Genomic DNA, 15,791 nt, shown 5'->3' on the forward strand with positions numbered 1-15,791 from the left:
GATCATGCGGCGCCGGAACCGTTCCGTCACGACTCCGTCTGGACGGCGCTTGACAAAACTAGTTAGGAGTCCTAATTAATGTCCATGACGCCCTTCGACGCAATCTCCACTCCTTTGCCCCGCCGCCTGCGCGAAGGGCTCGATCGTATCGCCGCCGCGATGCGCTCGGACGAATGGGGCGTAGCGGAGGAGGCCGGACTCACGCCGACGCAGCTCCATGCGCTGACCTTCATCGCCGGGCGCGGGGAAGCCGGGATGCGTCTGCGCGCCGTGGCGGAGCATTTGGGCGTCACCCAGCCCACGGCCACCGACTCCATCGCCGCGCTCGTGCGCAAGGGGCTGGCGGTCAAGCTTCCAGATCCGGCGGACAAGCGCGCCGTCGCCATTCGCGTGACGCAAGCCGGCTGCGACGTCGTCCGCGCCATCGGCCTCGCCATGACCTCCGCCGAACAGGCGCTGGAGACGCTCTCGCCGCGCGAGCAGCAGACGCTGCTCGATCTGGTCATCAAGACGATCCGCGCTCTGCAGCAGGCGAAAGCCATTCCGCCGCAACGTCTCTGCGTCACCTGCCGTCATTTCCGCCCCTATGCGCATGAGGACGCCGAGCTGCCGCATCATTGCGCGCTGGTCGACGCCCCATTCGGCGGCCGTCATTTGCGGCTCGATTGTCCCGAGCACGATCCCGCCCCCGCGCCGGCGCGCGAGGAGGCGTGGAGCGTGTTCGCGCGTCGCTCGCCCGAGCCGGCCGGCCCCGGGGCGTAGAATGAATCGCAGCTTCTCGAGGCGCAGGGGACTGTGGCGGCGACGCCCGAAGCCTCTGGCGAACTCGCAGAAAGGCGGCGCCCCGCATGAGCCCGCCGCGCCGAAACCAGGAGAGAGGAGGACCAAGGCCATGGCGACGAAAGCGACATTCTATCACGCGGGCTGCCCCGTTTGCGCCGATGCGGAGACCGCCTTCGCCAAAGCGCTCGACCCGAATGTCTTCGACGTCGAAATCGTGCATCTCGGCGAGGACAAGGCGCGTCTTCGCGAGGCGGAGGACGCCGGCGTCAAATCCGTGCCCGCCTTCGTCATCGACGGGCGCGCCTATCACATCAATTTCGGCGCCGACCTCGCGGCGCTGAAGTAATTCTGGACGACCCCCGCCGATGTCACTTCGGCGACTCCGAAACTTGCCTCGCCGAGCTTCGCTCGCGCGAGGCCTTTTCGCGGACGAGGCGTTTCGACCATGTCTACGACGATCGAAACCATGTTCGCCGCCGCGGCGCTCGTTCCGCTCGGCCCGCGCGACGCGCCGAGCGGCATCGTCAAAAGCGCCGCTGCGCCGCCCTGGCGCATCATGCGTGATGGTCTTGCGGGCGATCGTCAGGGCGATCTGCGCCATCATGGCGGGCCGGAGAAGGCGCTGCATCATTATCCGCGCGACCATTACGACCTATGGGCGAAGGAAGGGCCGGAGCTGGTCGGGGCGCTCGCCGCGCCGCCGGCCTTCGGCGAGAATATTTCGACGCTCGGCGTCACCGAGAGGGATGTCTGCGTCGGCGACGTCTTCGCCTTCGGCTCGGCGCTGCTGCAGGTGAGCCAGGGACGCCAGCCCTGCTGGAAGCTCAACGCCCGCTTCGCGCGGCCCGATATGGCGCGGCGCGTGCAGACGAGCGGGCGCACGGGCTGGTATTATCGCGTGCTGCGCGAGGGCGTCGCCGCGCCCGGCGATCGTCTGGGGCGCATCGAGCGGCCGCTGCCGGACTGGCCATTGTCGCGGCTCAATGAATTGCTCTATCTGCATATGTTCGATCGTGACGCGCTGGCGCAAATGGCCGAGCTGCGCGAGCTCGCGACCTCATGGCGGGATTTGGCCGCACGGCGCCTCGCGCACGGCGTGGTCGAGGATTGGTCGACGCGTCTCGTCGGCGGGTGAGACTCGGGCGCGGCCGTGTCGCGGTCGAGCAGCAGCACACTATAGCCCTGCTCAACGAGCAGCCCCCCCGGCGGAGAGGTCGCCTAAGTCAGAGCGGATCGCCACCGTGCGAAGCGTTGGACATGTGGATATCGCTCACCTCCCGAAAGCGCCGACCAAATTGATCTTCTCATCTTGGTTCAACAACTGCTTTTCGCCAGTGCGATCAATTCGGAAAGCATCGCGGTCAGTCTATGGTGCAGGAAATGGCCGTCCATCGCAGCTTGGTGGCGTAATTTCACGCCTTCCGCGCCTCCCGCGTCGAAGGCGGCAATCGCGGCACGGGTAGCGGCGCGCAGAGATTCGATATTGTCTGGAATATAAGAGACGATCGGAAACGCGACTTGCGCGGCGGCGTCGAAGCAACGCGACAGATCGGGCAATCCATGAGGCACGATCGGAACGGCCCCCACCGCCAGAGCATCGAAGACGCGGGCCGGAACGTCATTGTAGATCGGATTGCAGACAATGGCTTTGAAGCCGGCGATCTCGTTGAATCTATCCTGGTTGGTCGCGTGCAGAAATTTATTTTCGTGGACCGGGACGACGTTGATCCGGTTCGGTTGTAGCGCCTCCGAGGCTTGCTGCAAAAAGCCGTCTCGCAGGCTACAACGGCCCGCGTAAGAATTGAAACGCCCATACAATTCGTTCGAGCGAGGCAGAGATGAAATTTGATCAAAGTAAAACTTTACTTCGTCGGATGACCACTGAAACACGCAGCAGGGCGTCACCGAGCTGACGATCGCACGACCGCCATGTAGATAGGTCTGACCATTTGAATGTGCAGGAATCACAATATCGAAATTTTGCGCTACTCCTGTACTGAAGCTGAACAAGTGGTGATTGTCCCATAGCCAGCAAGCAAGCAAAAATGGAGGATCTGATAGGAATTCGTAACAATTATAAAGCTCATGTTGTAAAAAATTATTGTTGGTAATATACATATCTATACTTGAATTAGCTTCACTATCTCGAATCTTCGAAAGAGAGGTCATTTCAAATCGAACATCGACTCGGTGATCTTCCCAAATTTTCCGAACGACCCTTTCTAAATCTGGGAAGTCCATAGCGAAAAAATTCATCCCGATGGATATCGTAGATTTTTTTAGCAGTGATAATTTGGCGATGCGTCTTCTATCTTGCCCATTTCGTCTGGTGGATACGTATCTACAGTATAAATCCCAGTTGATCGTATCCACTTTAAATTGCAATATTTGTTGCTGGCCTATTCTGTCGGGCGTCTCGCTCGGATGGGCGCCATATCGACAAGTGAATTCGTCGGAGTGAAAAAGCGCGCTGGCGAGCTTGGCTGGGTTGAGCGGAGTCTCGCTCATCCAGAGGTTCGTTTCCTCGATCGTCGGCTCACGTTCGAGCACGATCCGATAGGCCCGATCGATGAAGTCGGGCTCCGGCGTCATCAAAAGATCGAAGCCGTCGTTCACGAATTCCGGGCAGCGAGGATTTCTCGCCTCGAACTCGGCGCTGTTGGCGATTTTCGGCCGCAGCAAGGCGAGTTCTACATTCTTCTTTCTTTCCCATTCGGAGGGCAATCGACCCAAACCGAGAAGATAAATGAATTCTTCGTCCGACAGAGGAGCAAAGGTCTCAGAATAATTTTTCGAATTAGCCATTTTTCCCTCTTGTTCGCTGCAAGAGCGCGAATCCCGCCGACGAGTCGTCGGACTACGGACTCGCTATTTATCTCAATCGGAACCACAGTCGCAATGTTTACCGAGCTCAATGCGCCGCGAACGCGGCGCAATCCATGCTATGTATCTCGACAAAGGATCGCCCGGAGGAATTGTCCATGGTCCAATCCGATGACGCCCCATTCCCCGTCACCCGCACCGAGGAAGAATGGCGGGCGCGGCTCACGCCCGACCAATATGTCATCATGCGTCGTCATGGCACCGAGCCGCCGGGAAGCTGCGCGCTCGAGCAGGAGAAGCGTCCCGGCGTCTTCGCCTGCGCCGGATGCGATCAGCCGCTCTTCGCCACGCGCCAGAAATTCGCGAGCGGCACCGGCTGGCCGAGCTTTTTCGATCCGCTCGACGGCGCCGTCGCCACCTCGGTCGATCACTCGCATGGGATGACACGCACCGAGGTGCATTGCAGCCGTTGCGGCTCGCATCTCGGCCATGTGTTTCCCGACGGGCCGCCGCCCACCGGCCTGCGCTATTGCATCAACGGCCTCGCTCTGACTTTTTTTCCAGAGTGACGAACGGGCGGGCGCTATCCCATTCGTCGAGCGACCCTTCCCTCCCCCGCTCGAAGGGGTACGGGTAGGTTGTGGCCGTTTTTCCATGCCGCCTCGGCCCCGACTTTCGGGCGAGGCTGGATGGACGCGCGAGGCGATTCCGACGCGCAAAGATCGATTTATCCAGCAAAACGCCGGCCGCCCGCCTTCCTGCGCCCACGACCGGCGATGGGCGGCTGCTCCTCTGAACGGGTAGGGCACGGGTAGGCCGAAGGCCCCGGCTATTGGAATGTGCGAAGAAAATGCGAGACGTCGCCGAACGAAGAGGAGAGCGTCGCGATCGCCCGAATTGTGCGGAAACCATGGGCGATCGCGCGCGATAATTTCGCTTGACGAGGAAATTCTATCTCTCCATAGCCACAGGGCCGCGGATTTAAAATCGACGTTTTGCGGGCGAGGAGACGACCTCGCGCAGAGCCCGACATCCGCTAGCCGTGGTTCTTGATGAAACTATCGGTAGGTTCTAGTTTCACGAGACAATGACGGCGGAGATCGGGCGCTTCCCGATTTCGGCCCGACGGTCGTTGGCTGCGCGCGCAGAAAATCCACTGCGCGGAACGAGGCCATTCGGCCCGGATAAATCTTCGAGGGCGGGCGAAACGCTTTCTGCGAGGGGAGAGAAATTGTAATGTCCGATACGTCCATCCCGGCCAGCGGGAAAGGCAACCAGCATCTTTCTCCCAAATCCGATATCGAGATCTCTCAAGCGGCGTCCATGCGTCCGATCGTCGACGTCGCCCGCGAGAAGCTCGGCATCCCCGCCGAACATGTGTTGCCTTACGGACATTACAAGGCGAAAATCTCCCTCGATTATCTCAATTCCCTGCAGGACCGCCCGGACGGCAAGCTGATCCTCGTCACCGCCATCACGCCGACGCCCGCTGGCGAAGGCAAGACGACCACCACGGTGGGCCTCGGCGATGCGCTCAATCACATCGGCAAAAAGGCCATCATGTGCCTTCGCGAGCCGAGCCTCGGCCCCTGCTTCGGCGTGAAGGGCGGCGCCGCCGGTGGCGGTTATGCACAAGTCGTGCCGATGGAGGACATCAACCTCCATTTCACCGGCGACTTCCACGCCATCGGAGCGGCCAATAATCTGCTCTCCGCGCTCATCGACAATCACGTCTATTGGGGCAATTCGCTCGGCGTCGATCCGCGCCGCATCTCCTGGCGCCGCGCTGTGGACATGAACGACCGCTCGCTGCGCTCGATCGTCTCCTCGCTCGGCGGCGTCGCCAATGGCTTCCCGCGCGAGGACGGCTTCGACATCACCGTCGCCTCGGAGGTGATGGCGATCTTCTGTCTCGCCACCAGCCTCGAGGATCTTCAGCGCCGGCTCGGCGACATCATCGTCGCCCAGACGCGCGACAAGAAGAACATTCGCGCCTCCGAGCTGAAAGCGCAGGGCTCGATGGCCGCGCTGCTGAAGGACGCCATCGCGCCCAATCTGGTGCAGACGCTCGAGAATAATCCGGCCTTCATCCATGGCGGGCCTTTCGCCAATATCGCCCATGGCTGCAATTCGGTCATCGCCACCAAGGCGGCGCTGAAGCTCGCCGATTATGTGGTGACGGAAGCCGGCTTCGGCGCCGACCTCGGCGCGGAGAAGTTCTTCGACATCAAATGCCGCAAGGCGGGCATCAAGCCGGACGTCACCGTCATCGTCGCGACAATTCGCGCGCTGAAGATGCATGGCGGCGTCGCCAAGGACGATCTGAAGGTCGAGAATGTCGCGGCGCTGGAGAAGGGCTTCGCCAATTTGAAGCGCCATATCGCCAATGTGCAGAAGTTCGGCGTGCCGGTGATCGTCTCCGTCAACCGCTTCAGCACCGACACGCAGGCGGAGATCGAGCTGCTGCAGAAGCTTTCTGAGGCCGAGGGCGTCGATTGCGTGCTCGCCGATCATTGGGGCTCGGGCGGTCCGGGCGCGGCGGAGCTCGCCCATAAGGTCGTCTCGACGATCGAGGCCAAGCCCTCGCAGTTCAAGCCGCTCTACGCGGACGATCTGCCGCTCGTCGAGAAGGTGCGCACCATCGCCCGCGAGCTCTATGGCGCCTCGGACATCGCGCTCGATCCTTCGGTGAAGACGCGCTTCGCGGAGCTGGAGAAAGAGGGCTTCGGCCATCTGCCGGTCTGCATCGCCAAGACGCAATACAGCTTCTCGACCGACGCCAACGCCAAGGGAGCGCCCTCGGGTCATGTGATCCCGGTGCGCGAGCTGCGGCTGTCGGCGGGCGCGGAATTCGTCGTCGTCGTCTGCGGCGACATCATGACCATGCCGGGCCTGCCCAAGGTTCCCGCCGCCAACAATATCGAGGTCGGCGCGGACGGGCGGATCGCCGGCCTGTTCTAGAGCGCTCTTCGCTCGAACGACCTCGTTCGAGCGATCAGAGTCCGCTCTGAACGCGTTCGCCGCGAGAAGAAGCAATGGGCGCCGGGCCTCGTTCCCCGCGTCCGACCAAAACAAACTCGAACCGATGAGCTCGAAGGGAGCCCAAGACATGTCGAATTCCAGAATTCCGGGCCGCAATTTTCTGTTCGTGCCCGGCCCGACCAATATTCCCGACCGCATTTTGCGCGCGATGAATGTCGTCTCCGAGGACCATCGTTCTCCGAAGTTCCCCGAGCTGACGCTGCCGCTGTTCACCCAGCTGAAGAAGGTCTTCAAGACCGAGACCGGCCAGGCCTTCATCTTCCCGGCTTCGGGCACCGGCGGCTGGGAAGCGGCGATCACCAATACTCTGTCGCCCGGCGACAAGGTCATCGCGCAGCGCTTCGGCCAGTTCACCCATCTGTGGATCGACCTCGCCAAGCGCATCGGCCTCGATGTGATCGAGCAGGACGAGGAGTGGGGCGTCGGCAACAATCCCGACCGCATCGAAGAGACGCTGAAGGCCGACAAGAATCACGAGATCAAGGCCGTCTTCGCCACGCATAACGAGACCGCCACGGGTGTGACCTCGGACATCGGCGCGGTGCGCAAGGCGATCGACAACGCCAAGCATCCGGCGCTGCTGTTCGTCGACGGCGTGAGCTCGGTCGGCTCGCTGGACTTCAAGCAGGACGAGTGGGGCGTCGACGTCGCCGTCTCCGGCTCGCAGAAGGGCTTCATGCTGCCGGCGGGCCTCGCCCTCCTCAGCGTCAGCCAGAAGGCGCTGAAGGCCGGCGAGACCGCCAAGCTGCATCGCGCCTATTTCGACTTTCAGGATCATGTGAAGGCGAACGCCACCGGCTACTTCCCCTACACGCCGGCGCTGCCGCTGCTCTACGGCCTGCGCGAGTCGCTCAATGTCCTGTTCGAGGAAGGCCTCGATCAGGTCTATGCGCGTCATCACCACCTCGCCGAGGGCGTGCGCGCCGCGGTCGCGGCCTGGGGCCTCAAGCCCTGCGCCAAGGAGGCGAAGTGGAACTCCGACACTGTGACCGCGATCGTGGTGCCGGAAGGCTTCGACGCCGCCAAGGTCATCGAGATCGCCTATAAGCGCTACAATCTCGCGCTCGGCGCCGGCCTCAACAAGGTCGCCGGCAAGGTGTTCCGCATCGGCCATCTCGGCGACCTCAATGAGCTGATGCTGCTCGGCGCCATCGCGGGCGCGGAAATGGCGATGCTCGACGTCGGCATTCCGGTCACGGCCGGCAGCGGCGTCGCGGCGGCCCAGGCCGTGTATCGCGCCAATCCGATCCTCCAGGCCTGATGATTCGCGGCCTCGCCCTCGCGAGGGCGAGGCCGCTTCTTCAAAACGAGAGGCGACGTTTCGACGTCGCAAAATGTCGAGCCGAAACGGCCGAGCGACTTCGGGGGAAGCAGCAAACATGTCGCACAAAATCGTCTTTCTCGATCGCGAGACGCTCGACGCCAATTTGCGCAAGCCGAATTTCCCGCACGACTATACGGAATATGCGCAGAGCTCTCCGGCCGATGTGGTCGAGCGTCTGAAGGGCGCGACCATCGCCATCACCAATAAGGTTCCGCTGCGCGAGGAGACGCTGAAGCAGCTTCCCGATCTGAAGCTGATCGCCGTCGCCGCCACCGGCACCGACGTGATCGACAAGGCCTATACGACGGCCAATGGAATCACGGTCTCCAACATCCGCAATTACGCCTACAACACGCTTCCCGAGCATGTGATCGCGCTGATCTTCGCGCTGCGCCGCAATCTCGTGAACTATGTGGATTCTGTGCGCCGCGGCCGTTGGCAGGAGGCGAACCAGTTCTGCTATTTCGACTATCCGATCTACGACATCGCCGGCTCGACGCTCGGCATCATCGGCTATGGCGCGCTCGGCAAGTCGATCGCGACGCGCGCCGAGGCGCTGGGCATGAAGCTGCTCATCAATGACGTCGTTCCCGGCCCCGGCATTGTCGACATTCCGACGATTCTGCGCGAGGCTGATGTCGTCACGCTCAATCTGCCGCTGACGCCGCAGACGAAGAATCTCATCGGCGCGAAAGAGCTCGCCTCGATGAAGAAGACCTCGATCATCATCAACACCGCGCGCGGCGGCATCGTCGACGAGCAGGCGCTCGCCGATGCGCTGCGCAATGGCGTCATCGCCGGCGCGGGCTTCGACGTGCTGACTGTAGAGCCGCCCAAGCAGGGCAATATTCTGCTCGATCCGACGATTCCCAATCTCATCGTCACGCCACATGTCGCCTGGGCCTCCAAGGAGGCGATGCAGGTGCTGGCCGATCAGCTGATCGACAATGTCGACGCTTTCGTCGCTGGCGCGCCGCGCAATCTGGTGACGGCGTAAGCGCAGTTGCAGTTTCGCGCCCGACCAGGCGTCATGGCCGGGCTCGTCCCGGCCATCCACGCCGAGAGGCGGCGGAATGGACGAGATAAAAGTTGAAATGCATGAGAACGCCGCGGGCGTCGCGCGCGATCTCATGGCGTGGATGGCCGGGACGAGCCCGGCCATGACGAGCCCGACAAGACCAGCCCGGCAATGACGGCCAGCCTTTCGCAGGAACTGATATGACCCAGAAGCTGCTCTTCCTTCTCGACACCGATGCGGTCCCGAGCGTGTTCGACACGGTCGTCGCCTATGACGGCGGCGCGGATCATGTCATCGGCTACGCCAATGTGACGCCTGCGAATGTCGGCGCGCTGGTCGATGGCGCGATCTACACGCGCGGTCCGAAGGAGAAGCAGTTCACCGCGCTCTTCGTGGGCGGTGGCGATATGGTTGCCGGCGAGACCTTGTTCAAAGCGGTGCGCAAACGCTTCTTCTCGAATTTCCGCGTCTCCGTGATGCTCGACTCCAACGGTTCCAACACCACCGCCGCCGCTGGCGTGGCGCTGCTCGCCAAGGCCAAGCCGCTCGCCGGCAAGAAGGCCATCGTGCTCGCCGGCACCGGCCCGGTGGGTCTGCGCGCCGCGGCCTTCCTGCATTCGGAGGGCGCCGAGGTCGCCATCACCTCGCGCCAGAAGTCGCGCGCCGACGCTGCGGCGGCCGCGCTGCAGGAGCGTTTCGGCTTCACGCCCACCGCGATCGAGGCGGTGGATAACGCCGCCCGCGCCGCGGCGGTGAAGGGAACCAATATCGTCTTCGCGGCCGGCGCCATCGGCGTGCAGCTGCTGGAAGAGAAGGATTGGCAGAACGATCCGACGATCGAGCTGCTCGCCGACGTCAATGCGCAGCCGCCGCTCGGAATCGGCGGCGTCGAGGCGACCGACAAGGCGAAGGAGCGTCACGGCAAGATCGTCATCGGCGCGCTCGGCGTCGGCGGCTTGAAGCTGAAGCTGCATCGCGCCTGCATCAGCCAGCTGTTCGAAGCCTCGGACAAGGTGCTCGACGCCGAGGAAATCTACGCGCAAGCCAAGGCCAACGCCTGACCTGAGGATCGACGAGAATGACCAAGGACGAAACGATCGGCAAATTTCTCGACGATCTCGCCAGCGAGCGCCCGACGCCGGGCGGCGGCGGCGCCGCCGCGGTGATGGGCGCGATCGGCGCGGCGCTGGTGTCGATGGTCGCCAATCTCACCATCGGCAAGAAGAATTACGAAGCCGTCGAGGAAGATCTGAAGGCGGCCCGGGCCGAGGCGGAGCGCGTTCGCGCCGAGCTGACCGCGGCGATCGAGGAAGACGTCGTCGCCTTCAATTCTGTGATGGGGGCCTATGGCCTGCCGCGCGCCACTGATGAGGACAAGGCCGCGCGCTCGGCCGCCATTCAGGCCGCGCTGAAGGACGCCACGCTCGCCCCGCTGCGCGCCGTGAAAGCCTGCTTCGAGGTGATCGTTCTCTCCGAGGCCGCTGCCGACAAGGGCAATCTCAACGTTATCAGCGACGCCGGCGTCGCCGTTCTCGCGGCCAATGCCGGATTGCGGAGCGCCGCTCTCAACGTCTACATCAATGCAAAGGCGATCAAGGATCGCGATTTCGCCGAAAAGCAGATCGCCGAGGTCGAGGCTCTGCTGGCCGCGGCGGCCGAGAAGACGGAGGCCGTCTACAAGGTCGTGAGAGACAAGATCGGCTCGTGAGATTTCGTCGCGCAAAGCGGCGACAAAAACTGCAAGGGGAGTGGAAACATGGACGTCCATGAGTATCAAGCCAAGGAATTATTGGCGAGCTGCGGCGTCGCCGTGCCCCCCGGCACCGTCGCTTTCAGCCCCGACCAGGCCGTTTACGCGGCGACCGAGCTCGGCGGCTCGCATTGGGTGGTGAAGGCGCAGATTCACGCTGGCGCGCGCGGCAAGGCGGGCGGCGTCAAGCTGTGCCGCACCTATCACGAGGTTCAGCAGGCCGCGCGCGAATTGCTCGGCAAGCGTCTCGTCACCAAGCAGACCGGGCCGGAAGGCAAGCCGGTGCAGCGCGTCTATGTCGAACTCGCCGACCCCTATGAGCGCGAGCTCTATCTCGGCTTCGTGCTCGACCGCAAGCTCGAGCGCGTGCGCGTCATCGCCTCCAAGCATGGCGGCATGGAGATCGAGGAGATCGCCAAGACCGATCCCGACGCTATTCTTCAGGTCATCGTCGAGCCGGCCGTCGGCCTGCTGCCCTTCCAGGCGCGTGAGCTGGCCTTCCAGCTCGGCTTGAACCTCAAGCAGGTTTCCCGCGCGGTCCAGTCGATCCTCGGCGCCTATCGCGCGTTCCGCGACAATGACGCGACCATGCTGGAGATCAATCCGCTGGTCGTCACCAAGGACGACAAGGTTCTCGCGCTCGACGCGAAAATGTCCTTCGACGACAACGCCCTGTTCCGTCGCCGCAACATCGTCGACATGAACGATCCCTCGCAGTCCGACCCGCGCGAGGCGCAGGCGCTCGAGCATTCGCTCAACTACATCGGCCTCGACGGCGAGATCGGCTGCATCGTCAATGGCGCCGGCCTCGCGATGGCGACGATGGACATGATCAAGCACGCCGGCGGCAATCCGGCGAACTTCCTCGATGTCGGCGGCGGCGCCTCGGCCGAGCGCGTCGCGACGGCCTTCCGCCTCGTGCTCTCCGACTCGAATGTGAAAGTGGTGCTGGTCAATATCTTCGCCGGCATCAACCGCTGCGACTGGGTCGCGCAGGGCGTCATCGACGCGGTGAAGGCGACCAACATCACCGCGCCGCTGGTCGTGCGTCTCGCCGGCACCAATGTCGAGGCCGGCCGCAAGCTGCTCGACGAGAGCGGCATCAATGTCATCACCGCCGATTCGCTGGCCGACGCCGCCCAAAAGGCCGTCGCCGCTTGGCGCTCCGTGAAGTGAGCGGCGAGGCCGGGAGGAAACAATGAGCATTCTGATCGACGAAAAAACGCCCATCCTCGTCCAGGGCATCACCGGCGACAAGGGCAGCTTTCACGCCAAGGAGATGATCGACTACGGCACGAATGTCGTCGCCGGCGTCACTCCGGGCAAAGGCGGGAAGACCGTGCATGGCGTGCCGATCTTCGACACGGTGCGCGAGGCGGTGAAGCAGACCGGCGCGACCACCAGCATCACCTTCGTGGCGCCGCCCTTTGCGGCCGATGCGATCATGGAGGCGGCGGACGCCGGCATTCATCTCATCTGCTCCATCACCGACGGCATTCCGGCTCAGGACATGATGCGCGTGAAGCGCTATTTCCTGCGCTATCCGCGCGAGCGCCGGCCGATGATGGTCGGGCCGAACTGCGCCGGCATCATCAGCCCCGGCAAGGCGATGCTCGGCATCATGCCCGGCCACATCTACAAGCAGGGCAACGTCGGCCTCATCTCGCGCTCCGGCACGCTCGGCTACGAGGCGGCCTCGCAGCTGAAGGAGCTCGGGCTCGGCATCTCGACCTCGGTCGGCATCGGCGGCGATCCCATCAACGGCTCGTCCTTCCTCGATCATCTCGTGCTGTTCGATCAGGACCCGGAGACGGAAGCCGTGCTGATCATCGGCGAGATCGGCGGTCCGCAGGAGGCCGAGGCCGCGGCCTGGATCAAGGAGAATTTTTCGAAGCCGGTGGTCGGCTTCGTCGCCGGCCTTACCGCGCCCAAGGGCCGCCGCATGGGCCATGCCGGCGCCATCATCTCGGCGACCGGCGACAGCGCCGCGGAGAAGACCGAGATCATGAAGTCCTATGGCCTCGCCGTCGCGCCGAGCCCGGCGGAGTTCGGCTCGGCCGTCGCCTCCGTGCTGAAGCGCGCGTGACGAAAAAATGGCCTCTCCCCGTTCTGCGGGGCGAGGCCGAGCGAGGGTGAAAGGCTCGGGGCGTCGCGCGCCATGTAGATGACGCCGGCGCATTCCTCCTGTCATCCGAGTTCGGGATAAAGCCCCGGCCCCTCACCCGGCCTCTCCCCGCAAAACGGGGAGAGGAGCAAACCGCCAGGAAGACTGCATGACCGCCGACCCGAAGGTCTCATTGTCCGAATCGATCTCGTCCGCCGCCCCTTCGGCGCTGGCGACGCGATCGGTCAAAGAGGCGGCGGCCTTTCTGTTCGACCAGCTCGTCGGCGTGGCGCAGCGCCATCAGCCGGAAATCGCGCCCGTGCTGCGCGGCTTCGCATCCTCCGCCGGCTTGCCGCCGGCGCTGCTGGGGCGCGCTCTGCAGGCGCAGGGCATTTGGTTCCAGCTTCTGTCGATCGCCGAGCAGGCCTCGGCCATGCGCCGCCGCCGCACCATAGAGCGCGCCAAGGGCCGCGACGAATTGCTCGGCTCCTTCGCCCATGTTCTGGCCGACGCCGCCAAGGCCGGCGTCACCGCCGACGAGATTCGCGCGCAGCTCAAATCGCTGCGCATTCGCCCGGTCATCACCGCGCATCCGACCGAGGCCAAGCGCGTCACCGTCCTCGAGAAGAATCGCAAAATCTATCTGCTGCTCAAGGATCTCGAATCCTCGCGCTGGACCGATCGCGAGCGCGCCGCCCGCATCGGCGCCGTCGGCGATCAGATCGAGCTCTTGTGGCTCACCGGCGAATTGCATCTCGAGAAGCCGACCGTCGAGCACGAGGTCGCCTGGGGCCTGCATTTCTTCGCCGAAAATCTCTTCGATCTCGCGCCGGAAATGCTCGCCTCCTTCGAGAGCGCGCTCGCCGCTCATTATCCCAATGAGCGCTTCGACATCACGCCCTTCTTCCAATTCGGCTCCTGGATCGGCGGCGACCGCGACGGCAATCCTTTCGTCACCAATGCGGTGACGCGCGAGACCATGGTCGTCAACGCGCTCGCCAGCCTCGATTATTATCGCCAGCGCATTCTCGATCTCGCCCGCGTCCTGTCGATCAGCGAAGGCTCGGTGACGATCCCGGCCGAGTTCCGCGCCGCGCTCGAGGCGGAGCTGGCGCAGGTCGAGGACGCCGACAGGATCAAGACGCGCAATCACGGCGAGGCCTTCCGGCAATATCTCACCTGCGTGCTGCGCAAGCTCGACGAGACGATCCTCGCCACCAAGGGCGAAGGCCGCGGCAAGGCGCGCTACGGCAACGCCGACGAGCTGATCCGCGATCTTCGCATTCTGGAGCAGGCGCTGATCGAGAGCCGCAGCCCTTCGCTCGCCAATGACATGGTGCGGCCGGTGCGGCGCGCGGTGGAGATTTTCCGCTTCAGCACCGTGCGTCTCGATCTGCGCGAGAACACGACGCGCACCAATAATGCACTGCGCGACATTCATCGCATCAAGACCGGCAAGGATGCGCCGGACGTGGATTCGCCCGAGTGGCAGGCCTGGCTCATCGCCGAGCTGGCGCAGCCGCGCAATGGCGTCGTCCTCACCGGCCTCTCGCCGGAGTCGCAGGACACGCTCGACATGTTCGCGCTGGTCGCGGACATGCGCTCGCGCCTCGATCGCGAAGCCTTCGGCAGCTTCATCCTCTCCATGACGCATTCGGTCGCCGATGTTCTCGGCGCCTATGTGCTGGCCAAGGAGGGCGGGCTCTATCTGGACGACGCCGGCCTCGAGCTGTGCACCCTGCCGATCGTGCCCTTGTTCGAGACGATTCCCGATCTGCGCGCCGCGCCCGTCATCATGCGCGAGTTGCTGCGCGTGCCCGTCGTGCGTCGCAGCACGCGCTGGCAGGGCAATGTGCAAGAGGTGATGATCGGCTATTCCGACTCCAACAAGGACGGCGGCTTCATGTCGTCCAATTGGGAGCTGGCGAAAGCGCAATCCAAGCTGACGCGCCTCGGCGAGGAGCTGGGCGTCGCCATCGCCTTCTTCCACGGCCGCGGCGGCTCGGTCAGCCGCGGCGGCGCGCCGACCGGACACGCCATCGCCGCGCAGCCCGCGGGCTCCATTCGCGGCCGCTTCCGCGTGACGGAGCAGGGCGAGGTCGTCTCCTTCAAATACGCCAATCGCGGCACCGCCTCCTATCAGCTGGAGCTGCTGGCAAGCAGCGTCTTCGCCCATGCGCTGAAGTCCGAGCGCGAGGATGCGCTGGTTCCGCGCGCGGAGTTCGACGATGCGCTGGAGGCGCTTTCCGGCGCCTCGCTCGCGGCCTATGGCAAATTCATCGCCGATCCCGATCTCGTCGCTTATTTTCAGGCGGCGAGCCCGCTCGAGGAAATCTCGCTGCTCAATATCGGCTCGCGGCCGGCGCGTCGTTTCGGCGCGCGCAGCCTCGCGGATCTCCGCGCTATTCCTTGGGTCTTCGCCTGGGCGCAGAATCGCCACGCCATCACCGGCTGGTATGGCGTCGGCTCCGGCCTCGCGAGCTTCATCGAGGTGCGCGGCGAGCGCGGCCTGCAGCTGCTGCATCGCATGTTCGAGGATTCACGCCTCTTCCGCCTCATCCTCGACGAGGTGGAGAAAACGCTGGCGATGGTCGATCTCGGCATTGCGCGGCAATACGCCTCGCTGGTCGCCGACGAAGCCGTGCGCAAGAAGATCTTCTCGGCGATCGAGGCCGAATATCACCTCACTTGCGAGAGCGTGCTGCGCATCACCGGCGGCGGCGAGATCGGCGCGCGCTTCACCGACTATCAGGCGCGGCTCGCGCATCGCCTCGCCACCATCAATGAAGTCAACCGCGAGCAGGTGGAGTTGCTGCGCCTGTTCCGCACCACCGAAGAGGAAGCGCTGAAGGAGGAATACAAGTCGGCTCTGCTGCTGTCGATCAGCTGCATCGCCGCCGGCCTCGGCGCCACCGGATAAACTCTTACACAGGGAAAGGGAGTCATC

General features: G+C 63.7%; 13 protein-coding genes. 12 read left to right on the forward strand and 1 reads right to left on the reverse strand.

Features of this window, described 5'->3' with window-relative positions:
* The first annotated feature begins 78 nt into the window (after window positions 1-78).
* The 3 genes from FMZ75_RS01845 to FMZ75_RS01855 all read left to right on the forward strand — a co-directional run bounded on the left by FMZ75_RS01845 (window position 79) and on the right by FMZ75_RS01855 (window position 1,918).
* Entirely contained in the window at window positions 79-762 is a 684-nt protein-coding gene (locus FMZ75_RS01845; RefSeq protein WP_246728720.1) for a MarR family winged helix-turn-helix transcriptional regulator, read from the forward strand.
* Between the two features lie 130 nt (window positions 763-892).
* Complete coding sequence (locus FMZ75_RS01850; RefSeq protein ID WP_142862950.1) at window positions 893-1,129, forward strand: thioredoxin family protein; 237 nt, start codon at window positions 893-895, stop codon at window positions 1,127-1,129.
* Between the two features lie 99 nt (window positions 1,130-1,228).
* The gene (locus FMZ75_RS01855; RefSeq protein ID WP_166141102.1) at window positions 1,229-1,918 is read left to right on the forward strand and encodes an MOSC domain-containing protein; all 690 of its coding nucleotides are present in this window, start codon (window positions 1,229-1,231) and stop codon (window positions 1,916-1,918) included.
* A gap of 179 nt (window positions 1,919-2,097) precedes the next feature.
* Here the strand turns inward: FMZ75_RS01855 and FMZ75_RS01860 are convergent, their stop codons facing one another.
* Window positions 2,098-3,588: a hypothetical protein gene (locus FMZ75_RS01860; RefSeq protein WP_166141103.1), complete on the reverse strand. Its 1,491-nt coding sequence runs from the start codon at window positions 3,586-3,588 to the stop codon at window positions 2,098-2,100.
* Window positions 3,589-3,764: 176 nt separating this feature from the next.
* Between FMZ75_RS01860 and msrB the strand changes: the two genes are divergently transcribed.
* From msrB to FMZ75_RS01905, 9 genes are all read left to right on the forward strand, one after another.
* A complete protein-coding gene (gene msrB, locus FMZ75_RS01865) occupies window positions 3,765-4,175 on the forward strand; it encodes a peptide-methionine (R)-S-oxide reductase MsrB (RefSeq protein ID WP_166141104.1) in 411 nt (136 codons plus the stop codon).
* A 667-nt stretch (window positions 4,176-4,842) separates the two neighbouring features.
* Window positions 4,843-6,567, forward strand: coding sequence for a formate--tetrahydrofolate ligase (locus FMZ75_RS01870; RefSeq protein WP_166141105.1), 1,725 nt, complete (start codon window positions 4,843-4,845; stop codon window positions 6,565-6,567).
* A gap of 148 nt (window positions 6,568-6,715) precedes the next feature.
* Window positions 6,716-7,909, forward strand: coding sequence for an aminotransferase class V-fold PLP-dependent enzyme (locus tag FMZ75_RS01875; protein ID WP_036293367.1), 1,194 nt, complete (start codon window positions 6,716-6,718; stop codon window positions 7,907-7,909).
* 118 nt (window positions 7,910-8,027) lie between these two features.
* Window positions 8,028-8,969: a D-2-hydroxyacid dehydrogenase gene (locus FMZ75_RS01880; RefSeq protein ID WP_166141106.1), complete on the forward strand. Its 942-nt coding sequence runs from the start codon at window positions 8,028-8,030 to the stop codon at window positions 8,967-8,969.
* Between the two features lie 221 nt (window positions 8,970-9,190).
* On the forward strand, window positions 9,191-10,051 hold the full coding sequence (locus FMZ75_RS01885) for an NADP-dependent methylenetetrahydromethanopterin/methylenetetrahydrofolate dehydrogenase (RefSeq protein ID WP_142862960.1): 861 nt from the start codon (window positions 9,191-9,193) through the stop codon (window positions 10,049-10,051).
* A gap of 17 nt (window positions 10,052-10,068) precedes the next feature.
* Complete coding sequence (fchA, locus tag FMZ75_RS01890) at window positions 10,069-10,698, forward strand: methenyltetrahydrofolate cyclohydrolase (RefSeq protein ID WP_108915553.1); 630 nt, start codon at window positions 10,069-10,071, stop codon at window positions 10,696-10,698.
* Between the two features lie 48 nt (window positions 10,699-10,746).
* The gene (locus tag FMZ75_RS01895) at window positions 10,747-11,916 is read left to right on the forward strand and encodes a malate--CoA ligase subunit beta (protein WP_166141107.1); all 1,170 of its coding nucleotides are present in this window, start codon (window positions 10,747-10,749) and stop codon (window positions 11,914-11,916) included.
* 22 nt (window positions 11,917-11,938) lie between these two features.
* Window positions 11,939-12,826 (forward strand): succinate--CoA ligase subunit alpha, encoded by an 888-nt coding sequence (gene sucD, locus FMZ75_RS01900; RefSeq protein ID WP_142862962.1) that lies wholly within the window; start codon window positions 11,939-11,941, stop codon window positions 12,824-12,826.
* Window positions 12,827-13,013: 187 nt separating this feature from the next.
* Complete coding sequence (locus FMZ75_RS01905) at window positions 13,014-15,764, forward strand: phosphoenolpyruvate carboxylase (RefSeq protein ID WP_166141108.1); 2,751 nt, start codon at window positions 13,014-13,016, stop codon at window positions 15,762-15,764.
* Window positions 15,765-15,791 lie beyond the last annotated feature (27 nt).

This window comes from Methylosinus sp. RM1 (assembly GCF_011378635.1).
Taxonomy (GTDB): domain Bacteria; phylum Pseudomonadota; class Alphaproteobacteria; order Rhizobiales; family Beijerinckiaceae; genus Methylosinus; species Methylosinus sporium.